Origin of the sequence: Microbacterium sp. T2.11-28, assembly GCF_950097975.1 — a bacterium.
Taxonomy (GTDB): Bacteria; Actinomycetota; Actinomycetes; order Actinomycetales; family Microbacteriaceae; genus Microbacterium.
Genome location: NZ_CATNHF010000001.1, coordinates 465,411 through 491,852 on the forward strand (window position 1 = coordinate 465,411; position 26,442 = coordinate 491,852).

Below are 26,442 nucleotides of genomic sequence, written 5' to 3' on the forward strand. Positions count from 1 at the left end.
CAGGAGGGGATCGTGACGTCGTCGGAGCGGGACGGGCGGCCGGCGCTGCCGCGCGAGTTCGGGGTGTCGGGCACGGTGCCCGCGGTGGACGGGACGGAGCCGGCACCTCCCGGGCCGCCTCCGGCGTTCCCGCTGCCGGGGATGCCGTCGACGGTGTCCCTGGTGACGGACTCGGTGATCACCCGCCCGCTGGCGGAGCGGATGGCGGGCTCCGGCGACGGCGAGCGCATCGGCATCGTCCTGGAGGTGCGCAGCGACGGCGGGCTCGCGACCGACGAGGCGATGTCGCAGCTGCGGGTGCTGATCACCCTCACGGCTCCCGACGCGCCCGTGTGGGAGACCCGGTCGTACGTCCTGGCGGCCCTCACCCGCGAGGAGATCCTCGAGCTCGTCGAGCGCGACGCCGCGGCGGTCGACGGGGGTCGCGCGCCCTCACGGCACTCCCAGCGCAACGCGCCGCGCCGGTTCATCTCCCGCATCTGGCCGAACTTCGAGGTCCGCGCGACGATCCACCGCTCCGCTCTCACGGTGAAGGCCGATGCGGCGGTGCGATCCTTCGAGGCGACGGGCGCCGGGATCGTCTGGGCCGTGCTCGACACCGGCGTCGACGCGCGCCATCCGCACTTCCAGACCTACGACACCCTGGACCTGCCCGGCCGGCTCGCCCACCGGAGCTTCGTGGCGGGCAGTGACCGCCCTCTGGCCGACGAGAACGGTCACGGCACGCACGTCGCGGGCATCATCGCCGGCGGGAGGACGGCGACCGCGCGCAAGCCGATCGTCGCGGCCACCTGGTACCGCACGCCCGACGGCGGCGCCGGCGTCGAGCGCGTCGAGCTGGAGCGCATCAGCGGGATGGCGCCGCAGACGAAGATCCTGTCGCTGCAGGTGCTGCGGGAAGACCGCACCGGCGACGTGGCCGCGCTGCTCGAAGCGCTCGAATACGTCCAAGAGCTCAATCGCGGCGGTCGTGAGCTCAACGTCCACGGGGTGAACCTGTCGCTGGGCTATCCGTTCGACCCGTCCTGGTTCGGCACCGGGCTCTCCCCCGTGTGCCGCGAGGTGGACCGCCTCGTCGCGATGGGCGTGTGCGTCGTCGCGTCGGCAGGCAACACGGGCTACGGCGCAGCGCGCGACACGGCCGGGCGCGAGATGCGGCTCGGCTTCGGCATGACGATCAACGACCCGGGGAACGCCGCACGGGCCATCACCGTCGGATCGACCTCCCTCAAGCCGTATCAGACCGGCGTCTCGTACTTCTCGTCCAAGGGACCCACCGGCGACGGGCGGTCCAAGCCCGATCTGGTCGCCCCCGGCGAGCGCGTCGTCAGCGCCGGCGCCGGATCGATGCTCGCCCGGGCGCGGGAGCACGTGAAGGACGCCGGATACGTGGAGGATTCCGGGACGTCGATGTCGGCACCGCATGTATCAGGAGTGGCGGCCGCGTTCCTCTCTGTCCACAAGGAGTTCGTCGGCAGACCCGACGACGTCAAGCGCATCCTCATGGATTCCGCGGGCGACCTCGGCCGCGAGCGGACCTTCCAGGGCGCGGGGATCGTCGATGCCATGCGGGCGATCCAGTCCGTGTGAGGAGCGAGGAGGACGCGATGAAGCTTCCGTACGCCGAGGTGCGGATCGACGGGAAGGGCGCCTGGGTGGAGCCCGACGACGTGGACGGCGCCTCCGATCTGCTCGCCACCCACGCCGCGACCGATGTGCTGATCCTCTGCCACGGCTGGAACAACACCCCCGGCGACGCCCGTGCGCTGTACGAGCGGCTCGTGACGTCGATCGTCGCGGTGCGGGACGCCGTGCCCGGGAGTCGCCGCCGGCAGTTCGCCGTGGTCGGTGCGATCTGGCCGTCCATCCAGTGGGCACCGCCGGAGAACTCCGGCGCGGGCGCGGGGGCGGACGGCCCCGCGGAGGCCCTCCGATCCGAGATCGAGACCATGGTGACAGGTGCCGCCGCGCGTCGGAGGCTGCTGGCGCTCGTGGACCGGCTGGAGCACGACCCGGACGCGGCGGTGCAGTTCGTCGAGGTGCTGCGGACCACCCTGCCCCGCTCGACGAAGGGCGAGGACGCCGCGGCGTTCCGGATCTTCCGCAGCGCGCCGGCCCTGGAGGTGATCGAGGCCGTGCGCGGCGGCGCCGACGAGACCGCACCCGCCGCCGTCGGCGGAGCGGCCGTGCTGGACCTCGCGGCGCCGCCCGAGCCGGTGGACGGCGGCGGCGCAGGGCTCTTCTCCTCGCTGATCGACGCTGCGCGCAACGCGCTCAACATCGCCACGTACTACACGATGAAGGAGCGCGCCGGAGTCGTGGGGAGGAAGGGGATCGCACGGCTGCTCGAGCGCCTCCACGCGGATCATCCGCAGGCGCGCCTGCATCTCGTTGGTCACTCCTTCGGGGGCCGCGCGGTGACGGCGGCCGCCGACGCCGCGAGGGCTCCGGTGTCGTCGCTCACGCTTCTGCAGGCGGCTTTCAGCCACTTCGGGATGGCGCGGAACTGGGACGGGGCGGGGACCGACGGGCTGTTCGCCGGCGTGCCGGCCAAGGTGGAGGGCCCGATCCTCGTCACGTTCACGCGCAACGACACCGCGGTCGGTCTGGCCTACGCGATCGCCTCGCGCCTCGCCCGTCAGATCGGCGCCGCCATCGGCGACGAGAACGATCCGTACGGCGGAATCGGACGAAACGGCGCGCTGAAGACGCCGGCGTCCCTCCCGCCCGGGAAGCTGCGCGCCGTCGGCGGCGCCTACGACTTCCCGCCGGGACGGGTCGCCTCCCTCAACGCCGACTCCTACATCACCGGGCATTCCGACGTCACCGGCCGACAGGTCGCGTACGCGCTGCTGCGCGCCGTGGACGCCCCCGGCTGAGCGCGGGACGGTGGACGGCTGCGGCGCTCAAGTGAGACGCTGGCTCCTCCCCAGGTCGCTCTGCGTCGCCGCCATCCACCGCGGACCGGCGCCGAGGGTCGTACGCGTCCTCGGGCGTCGGACGCCGTACCTACGGTGGGGGCCATGCTGCACCTCCGGGAACCCGATCCGACGCCGGCCTACCGCGTCCCGTGGCGGGTCGAACGCCCCAACGAGACCCACCCGCTCATCGTGAACGACGGGGACGCGCCGGTCGACTTCGTGCGGGTCTTCCGCTCAGACGGGACGACCGAGCAGTGGGGCCGGCTGCACCCGGGGGAGACGATCGATCTCTGTCTCTGCGACACCGATCTCGATGCGGTCGTCGTGACCGTGTGCTGGTTCCGATCCGGTACGGGAGTGGAGTACGCGTGGCGATTCGTCATGTGACCCGGCGCTGGCCGCGACGCCTCGAACGGAGGACAATGGCGGCATGGGACTGTTCCAGCAGCGACCGGAAGAGCCGTCCGAGTGGGCAGGGCTTCCCGCCGAGCCGTGGGAGCCGCGGGAGCCCACCGAGGTGCTCGCCGAGCGCACGGCGGCCTTCGAGCTGCCGCTGTTCGGCGACGCGCCGCCGCGCGAGACGATCGCCTACACGATCCACACCGCTGAGCCCGCGTCGCAGGCGACGGGCGGCGATCACGTCGACGGGGACGACGCCGACTGAGTCGCGGCGCTCAGCCGATGGACTCGCGCCGCCGCAGCTCCCGGCGGAAATCGGCCTCGGAGTACGGGGTCAGGTCCTCCGGCAGGTCGGCCGCACCGAGTCCGGCGACGAACTCCTCCGGCCGGACGTCGAGCGCCGTGGCGAGCTGGATCAGCACGTAGAGCGTGGGGTTGCCCTGGCCGTTCTCGATCCGCGCGAGGTGCGACACATCGAGGTCGGCACGCTCGGCCAGCGTCTTCCGGCTGATGGTCTGTCGGTCCCGCAGCGCACGTACGAGCTGGCCCACATGGGCGGATGCTCTCGAGCGGGGTTCAGCCATGCCTACAGCCTGCGGGCGGCGTGCGCGATGTCAGGGGGCTTTCATGCGTGGGCTTTCCTGCCTATGCTGTGCCTCGCGGCGGAGTGAAGCTCCGCGCGGCGCCTCGACGCGGGCATGGCCCCGCACCGCGCGGCGCGCTCGACATGACCCGGGGGCGGCAATACGCTCGCGTCATGGACAGCACGCTGGCGTGCCTCGTCGACTGGATGCCGCGCCAGCGCTGGTACACGTCGAAGGGCCACTCCCCTCGCCTGCGCCTCCTCGGGGCGCTCGACCTCACCTCGCCCGACCCTTCGGCGCGCGTGCGGGTCCTCGTCGTCGCGGACGACGCCGTGGTTCCGGTGGTGGTCTACCAGGTCCCGGTGGTCCTGCGCGCGGGCGCGCCCACCGGCGCGGCGCTGATCGGCCGCACCCCCGACGGGCTCGCGCTCGTCGACGGACCGCACGACCCCGCCTTCACGACCGCGCTGCTGGCGGAGGTGTCGGACCACGCCGCGGCGGCGTCGGGGATGACCGCGCGCGTGCTCTCGGGAGAGCAGTCCAACACCTCGATCATCTTCGAAGGCGCGGGGCCGCCCGTCATCTGCAAGGTGTTCCGGCAGCTGAATCCCGGAGTGAATCCCGACATCGAGCTCCAGACGGCGCTGACCGACGGGGGCTCTCAGCACGTGCCGCGTGCGATCGGCCAGCTGGCCGCCTCGTGGACGGACCCGGCCGAGCCCGGACGGGAGACCACCGGATCGCTCGCCTTCGCGCAGGAGTTCCTGCCCGGGGTCGAAGACGCCTGGCGGGTGGCGCTGCGCGCCGCGGCCGCCGCCGAGTCCTTCACGTCCGCCGCGCACGCGCTGGGGGCCGCCACCGCCGACGTCCACCTCTCCCTCGCACGCCTGCTGCCGACGGCGGCCGCCGACGACGACGCCCGTGCGGCGGTGACACTCGCATGGCAGCGCCGCCTGGACATCGCCATCGCCGAGGTGCCGCCGCTGGCGCGGCATCGCGATGCGGTGTCCGCCGTCTACGAGCGCGCGCTCCGCACGCGGTGGCAGCCCCTGCAGCGCATCCACGGGGATCTCCATCTGGGACAGGTCCTGCACGCACCCGCCCGCGGCTGGGTGCTGGTCGACTTCGAGGGCGAGCCCATGCGCCCGATCTCCGAGCGACGGCGGCCCGATTCGGTCCTGCGCGATCTGGCCGGCATGCTCCGCTCCTTCGACTACGTGGCCGGCTCGCTCGGTCGTGACGGAGCGACCGCCCCGCCGGCGTGGGCGCCCGACGCGCGCCGCGCCTTCCTGGGCGGGTACGAGGGCCGGACCGGACACCCCGCCACCGGTCCGCTGCTGGACGCGTTCGAGCTCGACAAGGCCGTCTACGAGGCGATCTACGAGAGCCGCAACCGCCCCGACTGGCTGGCGATCCCGCTCGCCGCGATCGACCGCCTCGTCGGCACGGGCTAGCGCGTCCGGCATACGTCCAGCGGCGTAGTCGATACCCTGGGTCCAATGTCCAGTCCTTCGCCTCGGGTCGACGGCCGAATCCCGAGCCTCGACGGTCTTCGCGGTCTCGCCGCGACGATCGTGCTGCTGCACCACTGGCTCCTCATCGCACGGCCGCTGCTCGAGGGGTCGCTGAGCTGGGCGATCATCTCCCAGTCGCCCGTGAAGCTGCTCACCGCGGGCAACGAGGCGGTGCTGGTCTTCTTCGTGCTCTCCGGGCTGGTCGTCGTGCTCCCGGTGTTCCGTCCCGGGTTCTCCTGGATGGGCTTCCTCTCGGCCCGCATCGTCCGCCTGTACGGCCCGGTCATCGCCGCCCTCGCTCTGAGCGCCCTGCTGATCGTCCTCGTCCCGCGAGACCGCTCGACGATGCCCCCGGGATCCTGGATGGCGGAGACCCACGCCGACACCGTGACCTGGCAGGCCTTCCTGTCGCAGGCCTCCCTGGTCCCCCGCCAGTACTCGCTCAACAACCCGCTGTGGTCGCTGCACTGGGAGCTCCTGTACTCGATCCTTCTCCCGTTCGCCACGGCCCTCGCGCTGCTGGTCCGCCGCTGGGCGCTCACGGCGGTCATCGTCTGCTGCGTTCTCAGCCTGATCGGTCGCGTGTTCGAGCAGAGCGAACTGCTCTACTTCCCGATCTTCCTCATGGGCACGATCATGGCCGCGCGGATGCCGGATCTCCTCGCCTGGGTCGAGCGGCCCCGCGCCCGATGGTTCATGCCCGCGTTCGCGACCGCGAGCGTGCTCATGCTCATCGCCAGCTGGCTCGCGCGCCCGATCGCGCCGAGCGGGAGCGAGCTGAGCCACGTGCTCTGGGCGCTCGCCGCACCGGGGGCCGCCGGCATCGTCGTCGTGAGCCTCGCCTGGGCGCCGGCCATCCGCTTCTTCTCGACGCGCGTGCTGCAGTGGCTCGGCAAGATCTCGTTCAGCCTGTACCTCGTGCACGTGCCCGTGCTCGCCACCCTCGCGTTCGCGCTGGGCTCGGACCAGTGGCCGCTCGTCGGACTCATCGGCATCCCGCTGAGCTTCCTCGTCGCCTGGGTGTTCTATCAGGCGGTCGAAGCTAGAATCCATCAGGCTGCACGCCGCGTGCACCGAGCCGTCGCAGCCCGCGCGCATCGGCGTGCCGGCGAGATCGCGCCCTGAACGCCTCCGAACGAGAGCCCCACACCGTCATGCCCATCCGTCTGCCCTCCGCCGCGCGCTCCCTCCCTTCGCGCGCGCGCCGGATCGTCGCCGCCGAGCAGATCGCGGCGGCGCGGATGCTTCCGCTGCGACCGCGGACCGTCGTCTACGAGTCGTTCGCCGGCAACGGCGCCCTGTGCAATCCCGAGGCCATCTTCCGCGCACTCCTGGCCGACCCGGAGTTCGCCGATCTGGAGCACGTGTGGGCGATCAGCGAGCCGGGTGCGGCGGCGGCGCTGAAGCGCGAGTTCCGCGGCGTCAGGAATGTGCGCGTGGTCCGTCGCGGCGGCGCCGCGTACTGGCGCGCCGTGTCGACGGCGGGATACCTCGTCAACAACGCGACCTTCCCGCCCGCGTTCGGCAAGCGCACCGGTCAGGTCTACCTCAACACGTGGCACGGCACCCCCCTCAAGCTGATGGGCTTCGACATGCCCGGCGGTGCGATGGAGTCCGCCAACACGCTGCGGAACCTGCTCGCCGCCGACTACCTGCTGGCCGCCAATCCCTTCATGACCGAGGTCATGTACGAGGGCGCCTATCAGCTGCGCAACGTCTACCGCGGCGAGATCATCGAAGAGGGCTACCCGCGCATCGACCGCCAGCGGCTGAGCGACGCGGACACGGCGCGGCTGCGGGCCGAGCTCGCCGGATCCGTCGAGGCCGCACTCGACGGCCGGCGCCTGGTGCTGTTCGCGCCCACGTGGCGCGGCTCGTCCTTCCAGTCCCCCGATGCCGACCTCGCCCACCTCGCCTCCCAGGCTCAGCGCCTGCAGGAGGAGATCGGCCCCGACGCGGTCGTGCTCGTCAAGACCCACCAGGTCGTCCACGGCCTCGCGCGCCGCATCCCGGCGCTGGCGCGCCTGCTCGTGCCGAACACGATCCCCACCAACGCGCTCCTGGGCCTGGCCGACGCGCTCGTCACCGACTACTCGTCGATCTTCTTCGACTACCTCGCGACGGGGCGCCCCATCGGCTTCCTCGTTCCCGACGGCGACGCCTACGCCGCCGAGCGCGGCACCTACGTGCCCCTGGACGAGCTTCCCGGCCCGGTGCGCACCGACCCGGCGGCGCTCGGACGCGACCTCGCCGCTCTGCTCGCTCCCGGCGCCGAGCAGCACCCGCAGTACGCGACGTGGGCGGAACGGTTCACCCCCTACGAGGACGGTCACGCCACCGAGCGCGTCGTGGACGTCGTGTTCCGCGGCCGGACCGAGGGGCGTCGCGTGCGCCGGCCCGCGCGCGACGGCCGGGTCCGCCTGCTGTTCTACCTCGGCGGCATCCGCATGAACGGCATCACGACCTCGGCGGTCAACCTGCTGAACTCCCTGGATCCCGAGCGGTACGACGTCACCGCGCTCATGGCCCTCCCCCGCGGCGAGACCACCCGTCGCAATCAGCAGCGCCTGAACCCCGGCATCCGGCAGGTCTTCCGCATCGGCGGGATGAACGGCCTCAAGATCCGGCAGGTGCTGCGTCGCGTCGCCGACGTCAGCACCGATCCCCTGCGCGCGCACCGCCGCCTGGGTCACCGGACCCTCTGGCACGACGAGTGGACGCGCATCTTCGGATCGGCCAAGTTCGACTGGGTCGCCGACTTCAGCGGGTACAGCCCGTTCTGGGCCCACCTCATGCTGCATTCGCCCCGCGCGGTGCGGGCGATCTGGCTGCACAACGAGATGGCCGCCGACCGGGAGCGCACCGTCGCGGGACGCCAGCCCTTCCGCCACTCGCTCGGCCGGGTGTTCGCGATGTACCGGGCGTACGACCAGCTCGTCTCGGTGTCGCCCGCGCTCACCGAGCTCAACCGGGTGGAACTGGCGGCCTATGCCCCCGCCGACCGCTTCCGCACCCTGCGCAACCTGCCCGACGCGGTGAACGCGTCCGCGGCCGCCGCGCCGCCGGCGGACGCAGACATCGACGTCGATCCGGACGAGCCGTGGCGCGTGGCCCTGCGCGCGCCGGGTGCTCGCCGTTTCGTCACGGTCGGCCGTCTCTCCACCGAGAAGAACCACGCCCGCCTCGTCCGCGCCTTCGCACAGGTGCACGCCGACGCACCCGACACGCAGCTGTTCGTCGTCGGCGGCGGTCCCCTGGCCGCAGCGCTGCGCGAACAGGTGGCCGCCGCGGGGCTCGAGGAGAGCGTCTTCCTGACGGGCCCGCAGGCGGACCCGATCTCGATCATGCGCGCGAGCGACTGCTTCGTCCTCTCCAGCGACTACGAGGGGCAGCCGATGGTGCTCATCGAAGCCGCGCAGCTCGGCCTGCCCATCGTCTCCACGGCGTTCGGCTCCGCCGAGGGCGCCCTGCCCGGCGATGCCATGCTCATCGTCGAGCGCGACGACGCCGCGCTGGCGGAGGGCATGCGCGCGTTCCTCGGGGGCGGCGTGCCCCCGACGACACTGGACGTCGCCGAGTACACCGCCGAGGTGCTCGCCCAGTTCGACGTGCTGGTCCCCGATCCGGAATGATCGACGGCATGACCCGTGACGCCGCCGTCCCTCCCGCCGGAGCGGGCGTCACCTTCGTCATGCCGGTGCTGAACGAGGCCGACTACCTCGAGCGCGCGGTGCAGACGGTGCTCGCACAGGAGTTCGACGGCCCGGCGGAGATCGTGCTCGCGCTCGGCCCGTCGACCGACGGGACCACCGAGGTCGCCGAGCGGCTGGCTGCCGCCGATCCCCGCATCCGGCTCGTGCACAATCCCGAGGCCGACATCCCCGTCGGGCTGAACCTCGCGATCGCGGCGGGCTCCTATCCGACCATCGTCCGCGTCGACGCCCACTCCGAGCTCGCGCCGGGCTACACGGCCCGGGCGCTGGCCACCCTCGCGCTGGTGCGCGCCGCCAACGTGGGAGGCGTCATGCGGGCGCGGGGCCGCACGCCCTTCCAGCGCGCGGTCGCCTTCGCCTACAACTCGCCGATCGGCCTCGGCGGCGGCGCCTACCACAGCGGCGGCGCGGCCGGAGAAGCGGAGTCGGCGTATCTCGGCGTGATGCGGCGTGCGGTCGTCGCGGAGGTCGGCGGGTTCGACGAGTCGATCCGCCGCGGCGAGGACTGGGAGCTGAACCTGCGGATCCGCAACGCCGGCTACCGCGTGTGGTTCGAGCCGGCGCTCGCCGTCACCTACTGGCCGCGCGAGAGCTGGGTGCGCCTCGTGCGCCAGTTCCGGGCGACCGGGACGTGGCGAGGCGAGCTGGTGCGCCGCTTCGGCCGGCGCAACTCCGTGCGCTTCTTCGCGCCGCCCCTGCTCGTGCTGCTCCTCGTGGTGGCCCTCGGGGTCGCCGTCGCCCAGCTGACGAAGGTCCTGCCGGCAGCCTGGTCGCTCCTGGCCGCCGTCGTGTACGCACCGCTCGGGGCGTACGTGCTCCTCGTCGCGGCGGTGTCGCTCTTCGGTCGCGGCCCGGACGGGCGCGCCTCCTGGCATGAACGCCTGTGGCGCCTGGCCGTGATCCCGTCGATGCACGTGGCCTGGGGCCTCGGATTCCTCGTCGGCCTCGCCCGCGGGGCGCGCGACACGGTCGACACGTCGCGCCTGGCACGCAACACCCCGCTTCCCTGAGCGCGGCTGCGCGGGCCTCGGCGCACCTCCCCGGGGCGGCCGGAGCGCGCGTCAGCGGTCGATGAACCCCTGATCGAGGATCCGCGCCACGACGCGCTCGGCGGCCCCGCCGTCGTCGCGCGCGTTGAAGCGCGCCCGCCATGCGGCGTACCGATCGGCGTGACGGGCGGTGAGCGTGTCGTCGGCCAGGGCCTCCTCCAGCTCGGCCTGCGTGCTCACCAGCGGACCCGGCGCCGTCGCAGCCAGGTCGAAGTAAAAGCCGCGCAGCTCGCCGCGGTAATGCGCGAGGTCGGGGACGAAGAAGTAGACCGGCCGCCCCGTCACGGTGAAGTCGAACATGACCGACGAGTAGTCGGTGATGAGGGCGTCCGCGGCGAGCAGGAGTCGGGCCACGTCGGGGTAGGCGGTGACGTCGACGACCCGTGTCCCGCGGGCGTCGGCGCCGGGAAGCAGAGTGCGCGAGTGCCCTCGCACGAGCACCACGGCACCGGCGGCCGCCGCCAGCCGGTCCAGGTCGAGGAAGTCGACGATCCGCTCGCGGTCGTCGCGCCAGGTCGGCGCATAGAGGAGGACGCGCTCGTCGGCGCCGATCCCGAGCTCGCGCCGCACGGCCGATCCGTCTCCCGTCACCAGGACGTCGTTGCGCGGATACCCCTCGACCCAGACCGGGCGGCGACGGAAGGCGTATGCGGCGCGGAGGATGGCGGCGCCGTAGCCGTTCTGGGCGAGCAGCACGTTCCACCGACGCGACTCGCGCAGCACGGCGAGGATCCGGCGGGGGTCGAACCCGCGGCGATGAAGGGCGAGTCGCTTGAGAGGCGTGCCGTGCCAGGTCTGCAGGACGACCTGCCCCGGACGACGCGCGAAACGGCGACGCAGCCAGTCGTTGACGACGAGCAGCCGCGCCGCGCCGCGCGCCCGCCACCACTCCGGGCTGCCCTCGACCACCGGCACTGCCCCCTCGGGCACCTGCACCGAGAGGTCGACGACGCTCCAGTACCGCACCACATCGGGCGCCGCGCGTGCCAGCTCGCGATCGATCGCGAGCGGGTTGCAGCTCGCGTTCCGGCCGTAGAAGCTCTCGAAGAACACGGCGTTCTCCAGGCCCTGCGGTCGCGTCGCGTAGCGGCGCTCCAATGCGTCCTGCCCCTCGCCGGAGTCGTAGGCGGGATCCACGGGCGGTCCCACCACGAGCGCGCCGTCCCCCAGCTGCGCACGGAGGGTGCCGAGCTGGGTCAGCGGGATCTCCGCCTCGACCGGCTGCGGGCCGCCCCCGTCGGCGGGGGTGACGCCCACCTCGTACACGCCGGTGGGCAGCGGCAGGGCGGGACCCGACCAGCGCGACGCCCGGAGCGGGAGCACCGCACGCCAGGTCGTGCCGCGTCCGGTGAGGGCTGCCTCCACGCGCGCACGCGGACCGATCAGCTCCACGGCACGCGGCCTCGCGCCGGTGCCGCGCAGCTCCAGCACGGGTCCCTCGTCGAAACGGGCACGGATCATCGTCTGACTCCTTCCAGGCGCCGGCGGATGACCGCGTAGACGCGTGCCGTGTTCCGGCCGTCGCGGTGGGCGTGCACGCGCGCGTCGAGGGCGACCGCCCGCGCGACGCGAGCCGATCGCTCGGGCCCGGCCGGGATCACCTCGGCCAGCTGCGCCGCCGCCTCGGTCCAGGTGCGCGCCTGCGTGCCCTCCGTGACGTCGTCGTATCGTCCGTAGAACCCGCGCTCGACGGCGTAGTCCTCGGCATCGGGCGCGAGGAACACGACCGGAAGCGGCACCAGCGAGGCATCGAACACCAGCGACGAGTAGTCGGTGACGAGCACGTCCATCCCCGGAAGCAGCGGGGTGACGTCGGGCACGAGATCGCTGCCGAACAGCCGCACGCGCTCCCCCGCACCCGCCGTGTAGTCGCCGGCACCCAGCGGATGGGAGCGGATCAGCAGCACCGCATCGGTCGCCTCGAGCATCGCGTGGAGCGCCCGCCAGTCGGCGGCGTCGGGGACGGCCGGGTCGGGGTCGCCGTCACGCCACGTGGGGGCGTAGAGCACATAGGCGCGGTCGTCCGCGCCGGCCGGAGCGCCGACGAGCTGCGCGATGCTCGCCCGGGCGCTGTCGCGGCGTTGCGTCGCGGAGCCGGTCGAGAGGACGTCGACCCGCGGCTCACCGGTCACCGGCACCCGCTCGTCGTCGAGCGCGAAGGCCGACTCGAGTCGTCCCCGCACCAGATGCGACGCGGCGGGGAGCACGGCGATCCGCCGCTGCGTGGCGCGGTAGAGCGCAGCCACCAGCGGCGTCAGGAAGGGCAGCGGCGCACGCACGGTCGCCGGGGAGTCGAGGCCGATGCGCTTGAGCGGGATCCCATGCCACAGCTGGACCACGAGGGCTCCGCCCGTCGCGTACCGGTCGACGTCGCCGAACCCGTGGGTCACCACGACGACGCGCGCCCGCGCGGTCACCCAGAAGCCGCGGAGCGTTCCGCGCCGCACCGTGGGGATGCCCATGTCCGCGGCCTGAGCGTCCTGGGCCGCGTCCGCGGTCAGCCAGACACCCCGCTGGCCCTCCGCCGCGGCGTGGCGCCAGAGGGCGAGCGCGCCGTCGGCGATGCCGACCGCGCTGCCGAAGACCCAGCCGTCGCGCGTGCGGGGAATCACCCACGTCGCGACGCGACCCGCGAGGTACAGCGGTATCCGCAGGAGCTTGGCGGCGTTTCCCGCGCCGAATGAGAAGGACGCCACCCCGCGAGCCTATCGCGGGGCGGCGTCCTTCTCGTGGGGACGCGGGGGCGCGTCAGGGGGTGAGCTCGCCGAGAGTGACGTCGACGGATGCGGTCTGGCCGTCCCGCTCGTAGACCACGGTGGCGGTAGCCCCCGCGGCGAGGGCGCGCACCTGCGCGGTCAGGTCGGTCGCGTCGGTGATCGGCAGGCCGTTGAACGAGGTCACCACGTCGCCGGCGCGCAGGCCCGCCTCGGCGGCGGCGCCCCCGGCGGTCACCTCGCTGATGTAGGCGCCTGCGGTGGTCGCGTCCTCCTGCGAGGCGGCGTCGCCGACCATCGCACCGAGGAGGCCGTGGGTGGCCTCGCCGTTCTCGATCAGCTCGTCCGTGATGCGTTCGACGACGTTCGAGGGGATCGAGAAGCCGACCCCGATGGAGCCCGCCTGGCTCGAGCTGGAGCCACCGGTCGAGGCGATCGCCACGTTGATGCCGATGAGCCTGCCCTCCTCGTCGACGAGCGCGCCTCCCGAGTTCCCGGGGTTGATGGCAGCGTCGGTCTGGATCACCGCGATCGAGATCGAGCTGGTGGCCGTGGACTGCTGGTCGCCCTGACCGAAGTCGAACTGGAACGGCGACTGGCCGCCGCCCTGCTGCTGGTCCTCGTCCTCACCGTCGGGCGCTGCCGACGACGCGATCTGGATCGAGCGGTTCAGGGCGCTCACGATGCCGGTCGTCACCGTGTTCGACAGCCCCAGCGGGGCGCCGACGGCCACGGTCTGATCGCCCACGTTGAGGTCGCTCGAGTCGGCGAACTCGATGGGCGTCAGGCCCGACGCGTCCTCGAGCTTGATGACGGCCAGGTCGTAGGTGGGATCGGTGCCGACGACGGTGGCCTGGTACACCTTGCCGTCCGACGTGGTCACCGTGATGTCCGCGCTCCCGGTCGCGCCGTCGAGGGTGACGACGTGCGTGTTGGTCACGACGTAGCCGTCGCTGGTGAGCACGACCCCCGAACCGGTGCCGCCCGACGACGAGGAGGTGGCCGAGATCGTCACGACGCTGGGGAGCACCTTCGCGGCGATGGCCGTCGTCTGATTGACGGAGTCCGTGTTGTTGACCGTGACGGTCGACGGCCCGGCGGTGACGACGCTCGAGCCGGACGCGCCGAACAGCGACGCTCCGGCGGCCGAGCCGCCCAGGCCGGCGGCGCCGCCCACGAGGGCTGCGGCCACCATGATCGCGACGATCTTGCCGGCGCCGACGCGGCCCTGGTCGGCTTCGGCCGTGTGCGCACCGGTCGAGGCGGCCGGGCCGCCGGTGACGTGCGCGCCCTGCGGCTGGAGGGGCGCGGTGGGCTGGGTGTGGAAGGCGGACCCGTACGACGGGCCCTGCGGTGCGGGGGCGGCCGCCGGCAGCGGCGGGCGCGGCGGCAGGGACTGCTGCTGCGGCGCGGCGACGGCCTCGGACGCTGCAGGGACCTCGGGCGCGGCGGTGGGCGCCGCGGCAGCGGCAGGAGCCTCGGGCGCTGCGGGGGCCGAGGTCTCCGCGGGGGCGACGGACTCACCGGCGGCGGACTCGGCGGGGGTGGAGTCGTTCTCGTGGGATGACGTGGTGCTCATGGCGATTCCTTCTTTCCGGACGACTTCAGCATGACCCCGGAGTCTGTGCGTTTCTTATGGCCACACCCCGATGAGCCTATGCGTGTAGCGTGATCGCGATGCGACACATCCCCGGGGCCTGGTCACGCGCGGCGCGCGGCGCCGGCCTGCTGGCCCCCGACGGCACCGCCGTGGCCACGATCTTCGCCGAGATGAGTGCGCTCGCCGTGTCGACCGGAGCGATCAACCTCGGCCAGGGATTCCCCGACGAGGACGGGCCCGCCGTCGTGCTCGAGACCGCACGCGAGGCGATCGCGGCGGGGGCGAACCAGTACCCGCCCGGGCGGGGCATCCCCGATCTGCGCGCCGCCATCGCCGAGCACCAGGAGCGGTTCTACGGGATGGTCCTCGACCCCGAGCGCGAGGTGCTGGTGACCGCCGGGGCCACCGAGGCCCTCGCGGCGACGCTCCTCGCCCTGATCGACGGCCCCGAGGACGAGGTCGTCGTCTTCGAGCCGTACTACGACGCGTATGCGGCCTGCGTCGCGCTCGCCGGGGCCCGGCTCGTCGCCGTGCCGCTGCGCCGACCCGACTTCCAGCCCGATCTCGACGACCTGCGGCGCGCCGTCGGACCGCGCACGCGCCTCATCCTCGTCAACGATCCGCACAACCCGACGGGGGCGGTCTTCGCCCCGGAGGTGCTCGACGAGGTCGTCCGGCTCGCGGAGCGACACGATGCGGTGATCGTGACCGACGAGGTGTACGAGCATCTCGTCTTCGACGGCGCCCATACGCCGATCGCGGCGCGCGAGGACGCGCGCTCGCGCACCCTGACCATCTCGTCCGGCGGAAAGACCTTCTCGGCCACGGGATGGAAGATCGGCTGGGTCAGCGGCCCCGCCGACCTCGTCGACGCCGTCCTGGCGGTGAAGCAGTGGCTGACCTACGTCAACGGCGGCCCCTTCCAGCCGGCGATCGCGGTGGGCCTGCGCCTGGGCGACGAGTTCTTCCGGGACATGGCCGCGGCCATGCGTGCGAAACACGACCTCCTGGGCGCGGGGCTGCGCACCGCCGGCTTCGACGTGATCCCGCCGCGCGGCGGCTACTTCACCGTCGCCGACTCGTCCCGGGTGTGCGACCGCCTCGGAGTGGCCGACGCCGACGCCCTGTGCCGCATCCTCCCCGAGCGCGCGGGGGTCGCGGCGATCCCTCTCACCGCGTTCGTCACGGCCGAGCACCGCGCCGAGTACGCCACGCTCGTGCGGTTCGCCGCCTGCAAGCGCGTCGACGTGATCGAGGAGGCCTCCGGCCGCCTGGCGGCGCTGGCCGGCTGACGTCAGTCGCGGGGCTCCACGCGGAAGCGGCGCAGCCGGAGTGCGGGGTTGACGCGTCGCACCCGCTCGACGGTCGCGGTGTCGACGTAGGCGACGGCGACGTCCTGGGCCGTTCCCACGCCGGCGATCTCCACGCCCTGGGGATCCACGACGAGCGACGCCCCCACCCCCAGCGGCGGCGGGTGGTCGGCGGCGGCGACGAAGAACGTGTTCTCGATCGCCCGCGCGTGCAGGAGCGTGCGCCAGTGGTGCTCCTTCAGCGGCCCGCGCACCCACTCCGCCGCCACCAGCACCGCGTGCGCCCCGGCGTCGGCGAGGATGCGCGCGACCTCGGGGAACCGCAGGTCGTAGCAGGTCATGAGCGCGAACCGCACCTCCCCCACCTCGAACGTCTGCGGCGCGGCGATCTGCCCGGGCTCGACCCAGTCCGACTCCCGCTGTCCGAACGCGTCGTACAGGTGCAGCTTGCGGTAGGTCGCCAGAACCCCTGTGCCGTCCACCGCGACGACCGTGTTGCGCACGCGACCGCCCTCCCCGGGGGATCGCGTGCCGCGCTCCAGCAGTCCGGCGACCACCGTGATGTCGTGCCGTCGGGCGAGCTCGACGAGCGCCGCGACGAAGGGCCCGTCGATCTCCTGGGCGTGCTCGCTCAGCGTGTCGTCGAACGGGTCGACGAAGTAGGACGAGTACTCGGGGAACAGCACGACGCGCGCTCCGCGAGCGACCGCCCGCTCGGTCAGCGCGGCGATGGTGACGAGGTTGGCCGTCTCGTCGGCCGCGGGGGCGAACTGCGCCACCGCGACTCCCACGGCCTCCGCGCTCATCGGGAGCCGCCCCGCCGGCCGCGCATCGCCGCGGGCAGTGCGAGCCACAGCAGGGCGATCACCACCGCCAGCACCGCCGCCGCGATCCACGCCGCGGTCTCCCCCACCACGATGTCGAACACGAACGCGACCACGCCGACCGTGAGAGCCGACACGGTCACCAGGGCGGTGAGCAGTGCGGCATGCCCGTAGGCGACCGTCAGCGGCTTCTCCCCGCGGCGGAACAGGCGCCGGTGCAGGGCGACCGGGGCGAGCGCGATGATCGCGCTCAGCGCGGCGAGCACGACGAGCACGAGATAGAACACGCGCTGCCCGCCCGAGAGGTCGGCGAACGCCGGCTGGAAGGCCAGCGCCAGCAGGAAGCCGGTGAGGATCTGTGTGCCGGTCTGGAGCACGCGCAGCTCCTGCAGCACCTCGTTCCAGTTGCGGTCCGCGCGTTCGTTGCGGGTCTCATCGCGGCCGTCGCCCGGGCGGGCGTCGGTACGGGTCTCGGAGCGCGACGCGTCCGCAGTTGCAGCCATGCTCACATCCTCGCCGCTGGCCGGCACGCACGGCAACCGCCCGCCACCCGGATTCGCCCCCTCCCCGAACCCGTGCTAGGCTTTCTTCTTGTGCCGCGGGGTGGAGCAGCTCGGTAGCTCGCTGGGCTCATAACCCAGAGGTCGCAGGTTCAAATCCTGTCCCCGCAACGAGAGAAGGCCCGGAATCCTCGAGATTCCGGGCCTTCCGCCTGTCCGGGCATCCCTCGCTGCGTCCTCACTCGGCGGGAGAAGGCCCCGTGAGCGCCTCCGCCATGTCGTCCAGGAAGCGCACCACGGCGCGCAGCTCCTCGTCGCCGTAGTCGTCCATCGCGGCCGTCATCCGCCGTATCCACTCCCCGAAGTGGCGGGCGAACTCGGACCTGGCGCTCTCCGAGAGCACGACGATGCGCGCCCTCCGATCGTGAGGGTGCGGCCGGCGCTCCAGGTGGCCGCTCTCGGTCAGCCGGTCCAGCAGCTTGGTGGTCGACGCGGTCGAGATCGCCAGGTGCGTCGCGATGTCATGGGGCGACACGTAGCGCCCCCGTCGCTCGCGGACGATGAGCATCCGCAGCGCGGCGAGATCGCTCGCGTTCATGTCCATCTCGCCGCGCATGCCCATGTTCATGCGATCCACGGCGTCGGAGAAGGCGCGCACGGCGTGCAGCGCATCCCTCACGAGACCCTCGCGGGCGGTCTCGGGAACCCAGCCCCGCTCCACCGTGTGGACACCTCCTCTGCGAGTAGGTAGTATCGCTGAAAATCGCTAGATAAACTAGCAATAGGAGGCAGAATGTCCCCCGTCGACCTCGTCGTCCTGCTTGATGACGATGGCCGCGAGATCGGTACGGCACCCAAATCGAGTGTGCACGGCACCGACACCGCCCTTCATCTCGCGTTCTCGTGCCACGTGTACAACACGCGAGGCGAGACCCTCGTGACCCGCCGCGCCCTCGACAAGGGCACCTGGCCCGGGGTGTGGAGCAACTCGTTCTGCGGCCACCCGCGGCCCGCCGAACCGGTCCTCGCGGCCGTCCACCGCCGGGCGGAGCACGAGCTCGGGATCACACTGCGCGACGTGCGCCTCGCCCTCCCCCTCTTCCGCTACCGCGCGGTCGATGCCAACGGGATGGTCGAGCACGAGGTCTGCCCCGTCTACCTGGCGGTCACCGATGACGAGCCGGAACTGAACCCGCGGGAGGTCGCCGAGGCTCGCTGGGTCGATCCCGCCGAGCTCGCGGCAGGACTGCGCGCCACGCCCTGGGCGTTCAGCCCGTGGCTGGTGCTGCAGGCCGAGCAGCTGGACGTCCTCTCGAACGAACAGGAGCGGAGAGCCTCGTGATCGAGCTCTCCGACGCGCATCGCGCCCGCGTCGACGCCGCCATCGACCGGGCGCTGGCCCGGCTCACCGCGCGCTGCGCACCTCACGGCGACGGCGCGCAGGCCCTCGCCGCCGCCGTCAGCGCCTCCGCAGCCGACGGCAAGCGGCTGCGTCCGGCCCTTGTCGTCGCCTCCTTCACCGCCTTCGGGGGCGACACGGCCGCCACGCCGGCGCTGTGGGATGTCGCCGCGGCGTTCGAGATCCTCCACACCGCCCTGCTCGTCCACGACGACCTCATCGACCGAGACGTCGAACGGCGGGGCATCCTCAACGTCGCCGGCCGCTTCCGCGAACGCGCACACGCCTACGGGGCGGACGACCGCGGAACGGCCACCGTGGCCGACGCAGCCGCCGTGCTCGCGGGCGACCTGCTCCTCTTCGAGGCCACCCGGCTGGTGGCCACCGCGGCGCTCACCGACGACGAGCGCGACCAGCTGTTCGCGGTGCTCGACGAGGCGATCCTCGTCTCGGCGGTCGGCGAGCTCGCCGACGCGGAGCACGCCGCGCGCGCCGACCTCCCCGACGCCCACGCCCTGCTCACCGCCGCCCACGACAAGACGGCGGTGTACTCGTTCCGCGCGCCGCTGCGCGCCGGCGCGGTGCTCGCCGGCGCCACCTCGCACGCGGCGCTCTCCGATGCCGCCGCCGCGCTGGGGCTCGCCTTCCAGCTCGTCGACGACCTCATCGGCACCTTCGGATCCCGCCGCCAGGCGGGACGCGACCCGGGTGCTGATCTCCGCGAGGCCAAGCGCACGCCGCTCATCGCGCTGGCCCGGCAGACCGACGCCTGGCCGCGCGTGAGCGACGCGCTCGCGGTGGCCCACACCGGTCCCATCGCCGTCCGGCGCGCGCAGCGCGAGATCGAGGCGAGCGGCGCGCGGGTCGGGCTCGAGGAGCTCGTCCACGACAACCTGCGCCGAGCCCGCGCCCACGCGAGCTCCGCCGAGCTCCCCCCGCAGGCGGTCGTCCTGCTGGCGGCCCTGGCCGACGCCATCGAGAGACGGATCCCGTGACCGGCGGCGCGCTCTACGACCGCTGCGCGAGCGACGCCGCCGCCGCGGTCATCGCGACCTACTCGACCTCGTTCTCCCTCGCCACCCGCCTGCTCGGCGCGCGCGTGCGCCCGCGCGTGCGCGAGGTCTACGCCCTGGTCCGCCTCGCCGACGAGATCGTCGACGGCGCAGCGGAGGCTGCGGGGGTGCCCACCGCCGAGCAGCGCGCCCTGCTCGACGCCCTCGAGGACGAGACCCTGGCCGCGATCGGGCGAGGGTTCAGCACGAACCTCGTCGTCCACGCCTTCGCGCTCACCGCGGCGCGCTGCGGCATCGGCGAGGATCTCGTGCGGCCGTTCTTCGCCTCCATGCGCACCGACCTCGACCTCTCCCGTCACGACGCGGCATCCCACGACGCGTACGTCTACGGCTCGGCGGAGGTGGTGGGGCTCATGTGCCTGCAGGTCTTCGTCAACGCCGGCCGCGCCGCTCCCGTCGCGCCCGCGCCGCATCTCGTCGAGGGCGCCCGGCGCCTGGGAGCCGCATTCCAGGACATCAACTTCCTGCGCGACCTCGCCGACGACTCGGCACGCCTCGGACGCGACTACCTCGCGATGGGCGACGCGAGCGACCGGGCGGGGGTGCTCGCGCGCATCCAGGCCGACCTCGACGCGGCGGCGGTCGTCATCCCCGAACTGCCGGCGGACTGCCGTCGCGCCGTCACGACGGCGCACGGCCTGTTCGCCGAGCTCACGCGGCGACTGCGCGACGACGACGGCGACGCGCGCGTCAGCGTGCCGGCGCCCGTCAAGGCGGCGATCGCCGCGCGGGCCATCGCCGGACGACCTCCCAGGAAGGCTGACGCATGACCGCACGCACGGCGACCATCATCGGCGGCGGCATCGCGGGGCTCGCGACCGCCGCGCTCCTGGCCGACGACGGCTGGGAGGTGACGCTCTTCGAGGCCCGCGACGACCTGGGCGGCCGCGCCGGGTCCTGGGCGCGGGACGGCTTCCGCTTCGACACCGGGCCCAGCTGGTATCTCATGCCCGAGGTCTTCGAGCACTTCTTCGCCCTGCTCGGCACGTCGGCGGCGGCCGAGCTCGACCTCGTCGAACTGACTCCCGCCTACCGCGTGTACGCCGAGCCCACGGGTGACGGGCCCGGCGAGCGGGTCGACGTCACCTCCGGGCGGGACGCCGTGCGTTCGCTCTTCGAGGAGCGCGAGCCCGGCTCGGGTCCCCGCCTCGACGCCTACCTGGACTCCGCCGGCGACGCCTACGACCTCGCGGTCTCCCGCTTCCTCTACGACACCTACGCGTCTACCGAGGGGCTGCGCGATCGCCGCGTCGTCTCCCAGCTCCCCCGCCTCCTCCCCCTCCTGACGCGGCCGCTGGCCGGGCATGTGGCGAAGTTCTTCCAGGAGCCGGTGCTGCGGCAGATCCTCGGGTACCCCGCGGTGTTCCTCGGCGCGTCGCCGTTCGAGGCCCCGAGCCTGTACCACCTCATGAGCCACCTGGATCTCGACGACGGGGTGCTCTATCCCCGCGGCGGCTTCTCCGAGCTGATCGCCGCCGTCGAACGGCTCGCCCGCGGGCGGGGGGTCCGGATCCTGACGGGCTCGCCGGTGCGGGAGATCCTCGTCGACGGCAGCACGGCGACCGGCGTGCGCCTCGAGGACGGAACCGAGCACCGGTCCGATGTCGTGGTCTCCGGCGCCGATCTGCACCACACCGAGACGACCATGCTCCCGCCTCGGCTCCAGTCCTACCCCGATCGCTGGTGGGCGTCGCGCACCCCGGCGCCGGGTGCGCTCCTGCTGCTCCTCGGCGTGGACGGCGAACTGCCCGAACTGGCCCACCACACGCTGCTGTTCGCCCGCGACTGGGAGAAGAACTTCGGCGACATCTTCGGCGACCGCACGCGCATCCCCGATCCCGCATCGCTCTACGTGTGCCGCCCGTCGGCCACCGACGAGACCGTCGCTCCCCCCGGCTCGGAGAATCTCTTCGTGCTCGTGCCCATCCCGGCCGACCCCGGTCTCGGGCACGGCGGGACCGACGGGGGCGGCGACCCCGAGGTCGAGCGGGTGGCAGACCGCGTGATCGACCAGATCTCGCGATGGGCCGGGATCCCCGACCTCGCCTCCCGCATCCGCGTCCGCCGGACGATCATGCCCGCCGACTTCGCCGACGACCTCGGCATCTGGCGGGGTACGTCCCTGGGACTGGCCCACACGCTGCGGCAGAGCGCCGTGTTCCGGCCCCGGAACGTCTCGAAGAAGGTCGAGGGGCTGCTCTACACCGGCGCGTCCGTCCTTCCCGGGATCGGCCTGCCGATGTGCCTCATCTCGGCCGAGCTCGTGGTCAAGCGGCTGCGCGGCGACCGGGGCGCGGGACGGCTCCCCGTGCCGGTCGAGGCGGAGCGCTGAGGTGCCCGGCCTGTATCTCCTGTGCCTCGTGGTGTCGGCGGCCGGACTGGTCGCGCTCGATGCGCGGTTCCGTCTCGCGTTCTGGTGGACCCCGGGGCGCACCGCTGCCGCCGTCGCCCTCGGCACCGCCTTCTTCCTCGCCTGGGATGCCGTGGGGATCGCGACCGGGGTGTTCGTGAAGGGAGACAGCCCGGTGCTCCTGGGCGTGGATCTGGCCCCGCACCTTCCTCTCGAGGAGCCCGTCTTCCTCGCCTTCCTCTGCTACCTCGCCCTGCTCGTGTTCGCCGCCGTGCGGCGTCGGCAGGATCGGGCCGCAAGGGAGGACCGGTGACCTACGCGCTCATCGTGCTCCCGTTCGCCCTGGTGACGGCCGCAGTGACCCTCTCGACGCTCCGCAGGCCCCGCTTCGGCCGGCGCATGGCCGCATCGGGCATCGCCGCCGCCGTGCTCGTCGTGCTGACGGCCGTGTTCGACAACGCGATGATCGCCGCGGGGCTGTTCACCTACCCCGAGGAGCTCATCAGCGGCGTGCGGATCGGGCTCGCCCCCGTCGAGGACTTCGCGTATCCCGTGTGCGCGGCCTTCCTCGTCCCCGCCGTGCACGCGCTCCTCACGCCTCGGGGCGCGCCGGCGGCACCCGCCGGAAGAGAGCGGCGGGCGGCGGCATGACGGGCACCGTCCGGCAGCTCCTGCTCGCCTCGCGCCCTGTCAGCTGGGTCAACACGGCCTACCCCTTCGCCGCCGCGTACCTGCTCACCGTCCGCGAGGTCGACGCCGTGCTCGTGGTGGGCACGCTCTTCTTCCTCGTGCCCTACAACCTCGCGATGTACGGGATCAACGACGTCTTCGACTACGAGTCCGATCTCCGCAACCCCCGCAAGGGCGGCGCGCACGGATCGGTGCTGGACCGCCGCTTCCACCGCACGACGTTCTGGGCCTCCGCGCTCTCGTGCCTTCCGTTCGTCGTGTACCTCGTGGCCGTCGGCTCACCGGCGTCCTGGGGCGTGCTCGCGGTGAGCCTCTTCTTCGTGGTGTTCTACTCCGCTCCGCCGCTGCGCCTGAAGGAGCGGCCCTTCGCCGACTCCGTGACCAGCAGCATCCACTTCTTCTCGCCCGCGGTGTACGGGCTGGTGCTCGCCTCGGCCACCTGGACATGGCCGCTCCTCGCAGTGATCGGGGCGTTCGCCCTGTGGGGCGTCGCCTCGCACGCCTTCGGCGCGGTGCAGGACATCGTCGCCGACCGCGAGGCGGGCATCGCCTCCATCGCGACCGCGCTCGGCGCGCGCACGACGGTGCGTCTCGCCCTCGCGTGCTACGCGCTGTCCGGTCTCGCGATGCTCGGCAGCGCGTGGCCGGGACCGCTGGCGGCCGTGCTCGTGCTCCCGTACCTGGCCGCCGTGTGGCCCTACCGGAGCCTGGCCGACGAGGAGTGCACCGCAGCGACGACCGGCTGGCGACGGTTCCTGTGGATCAACCAGCTCACGGGCTTCGCCGTGACGCTGCTCCTCATCTGGTGGTGGTTCCTGACGGGGTGACCCGCCAGAGGGCGGGCCACCCGGTCGGAGGTCGATCGGCGCTCAGTCGCCGCTCAGGGCGATGAGCTTCTCCACGGCGGCGGTCAACTTGTCGTCGGCGACGGCGAAGGCGGCGAGATCGCCCGCCTTCAGCGCCGCGTCGCGCTCGAGCATCGCCTGCTGCGCCTCGCGGAGCGCGGTCTGGATGGCGACGTCCGTGCCCTCGCCGGGATCGGTCGGCTCCTCGCCCGGCGTGCCGCTGGGCGTCGGCGTCGGCGTGACGTCGCCGTCTCCGGTGCTGGCTCCCGAGTCGCCCTCGAAGATCGCGTCGAGCGCCTCTTGCAGCGTGTCCTCGAAGGCGACCTCGTCACCGAAGGCGACCAGGATCTTCCGCAGCGCCGGCAGCTGGGTGCCGCTGGAGGCCTGCACGAACACCGGCTGGACGTAGAGCAAGCCGCCGCCGACCGGGAGGGTCAGCAGGTTTCCGTTGAGCACCTCGGACTGCCCCTGCTTGAGCAGGTTGATCTGCGAGGAGATCTCCTGGTCCGAGTTGAACGTGTTCTGCACCTGGCCGGGACCCGGCACGCTCACGTCGGCGCTGATCTCCAGCATCCGCAGCTTGCCGTAGCCCTCGCCCTTGACGCCCTTGGTGGAGCCGGCGTTCGCATCGACGGCCAGATACCCCATGAGGACGTTCCGCGACCCTTCGCCCTCGGAGGCGGGGATGAACGACGTGAACATGGAGTACGTCGGCTCGTCCTGCCCCGGCATCTGCATCGTCAGGTAGTACGGGGGCTGGAGCACCTCGGTGCGCGAGACGGGGTCGTTGGGCGTCTTCCAGGCGTTGTCGCGCGCGTAGAACGATGCCGCGTCATCGACGTGGTAGGTGCCGAGCATGGCGCGCTGGACCTTGAAGAGGTCGCTCGGGTAGCGGACGTGGCTCATCAGGTCGGCCGACATCTCCGACACCGGCTTCAGCGTGCTCGGGTACACCTTCTGCCACGCCTGAAGCAGCGGGTCGGTCTCGTCCCAGGCGTACAGGGTGACCGAGCCGTCGTAGGCGTCGACGGTGGCCTTCACCGAGTTGCGGATGTAGTTGACGTCGTCGAGCGCGACCCGCGCCGCGTTGGTGGTGGTGTCGCTGATCGCCTGGCGGAGGCTCACGATCGACGAGTACGGGTAGTTGGCGCTCAGGGTGTATCCGTCGACGATCCAGACGATGCGGCCGTCCACGATCGACGGGTACGGGTCGTTGTCGAGCTCGAGGTAGGGCGCCGCCTTCTGCACGCGGTCGACGGGGTTGCGGTCGTAGAGGATCTGCGACTCCTCGTTGACGGCATCCGAGAAGAGGATGTCGGTCGACTGGAACTTGAGTGCGTAGATCAGGCGGTTGAAGATGCCGCCGATGGTCGGCCCGCCGTCACCGGTGAACGTCGTCTTGGTCTGGGCGGCGCCCTCGTCGGTGCCGCGCGGGTAGTCGAGCTCGATGTCCTCGGTGCCCTCGGGGGCGCCGACGATCGAGTATGTCGGCGAGGACTCGCCGAAGTAGATCCGCGGCTCGTACTCCTCCTGCGACGAGAGGACGCCCGAGGTGGGGATGCCGCGCTCGAGGAAGACGGGGTTGCCGTCGGCGGTGCGGTCGTTGCCCTTGGCGGCGACCATGCCGTAGCCGTGGGTGTACACGAGGGTCGTGTTGTACCAGGACGCGGCCTGACCGAGCTGACCGAGGTTGAGCTCGCGGACGGCCATGACGGTGTCCTGGGACTCGCCGTCGATCTCGTAGCGGTCGACGTCGAGGGCTTCGGAGAACTGGTAGTACGAGCGGTACTGCTCGAGCTGGCGCACCGTGGGCGGGATGATCGCGGGGTCCATGATCCGGATGGACGAGGTCGTCTCGGCGTCCTCGCGCAGCTGACCGGACTCCACCGTGGTCACCGCGTCGTAGCCGATCTTCTCCAGCCCGTCGATGCCGTACGCCTTCTTCGTGGCGTCGATGTTGCGCTGGTAGTACGTGCTCTCCAGGCGCTCCTGGTTCGGGATCACCTGGAACTGGTTGACGAACCACGGGTAGGCGACGCCGACGACCAGCGACGAGACGATCAGCAGTCCCGTCGCGATCAGCGGGAAGCGCCAGCGGCCGATGATCGCCGTCACGAAGAACAGGGCCGCGACGATCGCCGCGACGATCGACAGGATCGCCAGCCCGGGGATGATCGCGTGCACGTCGGTGTAGCCGGCGCCGGTGATCCGCTCGCCCTCGGACAGCAGCGTCTTGTAGCGGTCGAGCCAGAGGCTGACGGCCTGCACCGCGAGGTAGAGCCCCGCGAGGACGGCGAGCTGGATGCGCGCCGACTTGGAGATCCGCAGCTCCCGCTGTCCCACGCGGACGGCGCCGTACAGGTAGGCGACCACGGCCGAGACGGCCAGGCACACCAGCAGCACCGCTGAGGCGAAGCCGAGCAGCGACGTGTAGAACGGCAGCTCGAACAGGTAGAAGCTCGTGTCCAGCCCGAACTGGGGGTCGGCGTCACCGGTGGCGACGCGGTTCATCCACAGCCAGACGGTCTCCCACTGGGCCGACGCGGCGAAGCCGGCGAAGAAGCCGAAGAAGACGGGGATGCCCCACATGGCGAGCCGGCGCAGCGGCTCGACGACCTCCTGATAGTGGTCGAGCTGAGAGGTGAGTCGCGCGTAGACGGGCCGGAGGCGGTAGGCCAGCTGGATCGCGATGAAGACGGGCACCGCCATCGCGGCGAAGCCGACCAGGAACATGACCACGCGCGCCGTCCACTGCGTGACCAGCACGCCGTCGAAGCCCAGCTGCTCGTACCACAGCCAGTCGGCGAACAGGCTCGCGAACGTGAAGAAGGCCACCACCAGGGCGGCGATCACCGCCAGGGTGATGCCGATGGCGCGACGGAGCGGGTTGGGCGTGGCCTGGTTCGGCGCTGAGGTCGTGGTCACCCCTCCATCCTAGGCGCGCCCTTTCTGGGTGG

The 26,442-nt window shown here is 72.4% G+C and carries 24 protein-coding genes and 1 tRNA gene; 17 read left to right on the forward strand and 8 right to left on the reverse strand.

Annotated elements, in window-relative coordinates:
• The first annotated feature begins 12 nt into the window (after positions 1–12).
• From QQZ13_RS02345 to QQZ13_RS02360, 4 genes are all read left to right on the forward strand, one after another.
• Complete coding sequence (locus QQZ13_RS02345; protein ID WP_284527514.1) at positions 13–1,590, forward strand: S8 family peptidase; 1,578 nt, start codon at positions 13–15, stop codon at positions 1,588–1,590.
• 17 nt (positions 1,591–1,607) lie between these two features.
• Positions 1,608–2,879: an alpha/beta fold hydrolase gene (locus QQZ13_RS02350; RefSeq protein ID WP_284527515.1), complete on the forward strand. Its 1,272-nt coding sequence runs from the start codon at positions 1,608–1,610 to the stop codon at positions 2,877–2,879.
• A gap of 144 nt (positions 2,880–3,023) precedes the next feature.
• On the forward strand, positions 3,024–3,308 hold the full coding sequence (locus QQZ13_RS02355; RefSeq protein WP_284527516.1) for a hypothetical protein: 285 nt from the start codon (positions 3,024–3,026) through the stop codon (positions 3,306–3,308).
• A gap of 43 nt (positions 3,309–3,351) precedes the next feature.
• On the forward strand, positions 3,352–3,585 hold the full coding sequence (locus tag QQZ13_RS02360; protein ID WP_284527517.1) for a hypothetical protein: 234 nt from the start codon (positions 3,352–3,354) through the stop codon (positions 3,583–3,585).
• A gap of 10 nt (positions 3,586–3,595) precedes the next feature.
• On the opposite strand, the gene QQZ13_RS02365 is transcribed toward QQZ13_RS02360, so the two are convergent.
• Complete coding sequence (locus QQZ13_RS02365; RefSeq protein ID WP_284527518.1) at positions 3,596–3,904, reverse strand: helix-turn-helix domain-containing protein; 309 nt, start codon at positions 3,902–3,904, stop codon at positions 3,596–3,598.
• Positions 3,905–4,077: 173 nt separating this feature from the next.
• Here QQZ13_RS02365 and QQZ13_RS02370 point away from each other — a divergent pair, with 173 nt between their 5' ends.
• From QQZ13_RS02370 to QQZ13_RS02385, 4 genes are read left to right on the forward strand one after another with little or no spacing between them, the layout of a single operon-like run.
• Positions 4,078–5,358, forward strand: coding sequence for a phosphotransferase (locus tag QQZ13_RS02370; protein WP_284527519.1), 1,281 nt, complete (start codon positions 4,078–4,080; stop codon positions 5,356–5,358).
• A 45-nt stretch (positions 5,359–5,403) separates the two neighbouring features.
• The gene (locus QQZ13_RS02375) at positions 5,404–6,543 is read left to right on the forward strand and encodes an acyltransferase (RefSeq protein ID WP_284527520.1); all 1,140 of its coding nucleotides are present in this window, start codon (positions 5,404–5,406) and stop codon (positions 6,541–6,543) included.
• A 29-nt stretch (positions 6,544–6,572) separates the two neighbouring features.
• A complete protein-coding gene (locus QQZ13_RS02380; protein ID WP_284527521.1) occupies positions 6,573–9,050 on the forward strand; it encodes a glycosyltransferase in 2,478 nt (825 codons plus the stop codon).
• Positions 9,051–9,058: 8 nt separating this feature from the next.
• Entirely contained in the window at positions 9,059–10,141 is a 1,083-nt protein-coding gene (locus tag QQZ13_RS02385; RefSeq protein WP_284527522.1) for a glycosyltransferase family 2 protein, read from the forward strand.
• A gap of 51 nt (positions 10,142–10,192) precedes the next feature.
• Here the strand turns inward: QQZ13_RS02385 and QQZ13_RS02390 are convergent, their stop codons facing one another.
• Genes QQZ13_RS02390 through QQZ13_RS02400 form a run of 3 tightly spaced genes read right to left on the reverse strand, consistent with a single transcriptional unit; the run spans position 10,193 to position 14,473 of the window.
• Complete coding sequence (locus QQZ13_RS02390; RefSeq protein WP_284527523.1) at positions 10,193–11,641, reverse strand: CDP-glycerol glycerophosphotransferase family protein; 1,449 nt, start codon at positions 11,639–11,641, stop codon at positions 10,193–10,195.
• Positions 11,638–12,876: a CDP-glycerol glycerophosphotransferase family protein gene (locus QQZ13_RS02395; RefSeq protein WP_284527524.1), complete on the reverse strand. Its 1,239-nt coding sequence runs from the start codon at positions 12,874–12,876 to the stop codon at positions 11,638–11,640. Before QQZ13_RS02395 ends, QQZ13_RS02390 begins: the two co-directional genes overlap by 4 nt.
• A gap of 52 nt (positions 12,877–12,928) precedes the next feature.
• A complete protein-coding gene (locus tag QQZ13_RS02400) occupies positions 12,929–14,473 on the reverse strand; it encodes a S1C family serine protease (protein WP_284527525.1) in 1,545 nt (514 codons plus the stop codon).
• Positions 14,474–14,571: 98 nt separating this feature from the next.
• Here QQZ13_RS02400 and QQZ13_RS02405 point away from each other — a divergent pair, with 98 nt between their 5' ends.
• Complete coding sequence (locus QQZ13_RS02405; protein WP_284527526.1) at positions 14,572–15,786, forward strand: aminotransferase class I/II-fold pyridoxal phosphate-dependent enzyme; 1,215 nt, start codon at positions 14,572–14,574, stop codon at positions 15,784–15,786.
• Positions 15,787–15,788: 2 nt separating this feature from the next.
• On the opposite strand, the gene QQZ13_RS02410 is transcribed toward QQZ13_RS02405, so the two are convergent.
• Entirely contained in the window at positions 15,789–16,610 is an 822-nt protein-coding gene (locus tag QQZ13_RS02410; RefSeq protein WP_284527527.1) for a carbon-nitrogen hydrolase family protein, read from the reverse strand.
• Positions 16,607–17,131, reverse strand: coding sequence for a DUF6328 family protein (locus QQZ13_RS02415; RefSeq protein ID WP_284527528.1), 525 nt, complete (start codon positions 17,129–17,131; stop codon positions 16,607–16,609). The genes QQZ13_RS02410 and QQZ13_RS02415 overlap by 4 nt, the downstream gene beginning before the upstream one ends.
• A 94-nt stretch (positions 17,132–17,225) precedes the next feature.
• On the opposite strand from QQZ13_RS02415, the gene QQZ13_RS02420 reads away from it, so the two are divergent.
• Positions 17,226–17,299: transfer RNA gene (locus tag QQZ13_RS02420), tRNA-Met, on the forward strand.
• 67 nt (positions 17,300–17,366) lie between these two features.
• Here QQZ13_RS02420 and QQZ13_RS02425 read toward each other — a convergent pair.
• A complete protein-coding gene (locus QQZ13_RS02425) occupies positions 17,367–17,849 on the reverse strand; it encodes a MarR family winged helix-turn-helix transcriptional regulator (protein ID WP_284527529.1) in 483 nt (160 codons plus the stop codon).
• A gap of 72 nt (positions 17,850–17,921) precedes the next feature.
• Between QQZ13_RS02425 and idi the strand changes: the two genes are divergently transcribed.
• From idi to QQZ13_RS02460, 7 genes are read left to right on the forward strand one after another with little or no spacing between them, the layout of a single operon-like run.
• Complete coding sequence (gene idi, locus QQZ13_RS02430; protein ID WP_284527530.1) at positions 17,922–18,470, forward strand: isopentenyl-diphosphate Delta-isomerase; 549 nt, start codon at positions 17,922–17,924, stop codon at positions 18,468–18,470.
• Positions 18,467–19,522 (forward strand): polyprenyl synthetase family protein, encoded by a 1,056-nt coding sequence (locus QQZ13_RS02435; RefSeq protein WP_284527531.1) that lies wholly within the window; start codon positions 18,467–18,469, stop codon positions 19,520–19,522. Before idi ends, QQZ13_RS02435 begins: the two co-directional genes overlap by 4 nt.
• Complete coding sequence (locus QQZ13_RS02440; protein ID WP_284527532.1) at positions 19,519–20,370, forward strand: squalene/phytoene synthase family protein; 852 nt, start codon at positions 19,519–19,521, stop codon at positions 20,368–20,370. Before QQZ13_RS02435 ends, QQZ13_RS02440 begins: the two co-directional genes overlap by 4 nt.
• The gene (gene crtI / locus QQZ13_RS02445) at positions 20,367–21,932 is read left to right on the forward strand and encodes a phytoene desaturase family protein (RefSeq protein WP_284527533.1); all 1,566 of its coding nucleotides are present in this window, start codon (positions 20,367–20,369) and stop codon (positions 21,930–21,932) included. The genes QQZ13_RS02440 and crtI overlap by 4 nt, the downstream gene beginning before the upstream one ends.
• Before the next feature lies 1 nt (position 21,933).
• Entirely contained in the window at positions 21,934–22,263 is a 330-nt protein-coding gene (locus tag QQZ13_RS02450) for a lycopene cyclase domain-containing protein (protein ID WP_284527534.1), read from the forward strand.
• Positions 22,260–22,601, forward strand: coding sequence for a lycopene cyclase domain-containing protein (locus QQZ13_RS02455; RefSeq protein WP_284527535.1), 342 nt, complete (start codon positions 22,260–22,262; stop codon positions 22,599–22,601). The genes QQZ13_RS02450 and QQZ13_RS02455 overlap by 4 nt, the downstream gene beginning before the upstream one ends.
• Positions 22,598–23,467 (forward strand): prenyltransferase, encoded by an 870-nt coding sequence (locus QQZ13_RS02460; RefSeq protein ID WP_284527536.1) that lies wholly within the window; start codon positions 22,598–22,600, stop codon positions 23,465–23,467. The genes QQZ13_RS02455 and QQZ13_RS02460 overlap by 4 nt, the downstream gene beginning before the upstream one ends.
• A gap of 42 nt (positions 23,468–23,509) precedes the next feature.
• Here QQZ13_RS02460 and QQZ13_RS02465 read toward each other — a convergent pair whose 3' ends face one another.
• The gene (locus QQZ13_RS02465) at positions 23,510–26,410 is read right to left on the reverse strand and encodes a UPF0182 family protein (protein WP_284527537.1); all 2,901 of its coding nucleotides are present in this window, start codon (positions 26,408–26,410) and stop codon (positions 23,510–23,512) included.
• Between the last annotated feature and the right edge of the window lie 32 nt (positions 26,411–26,442).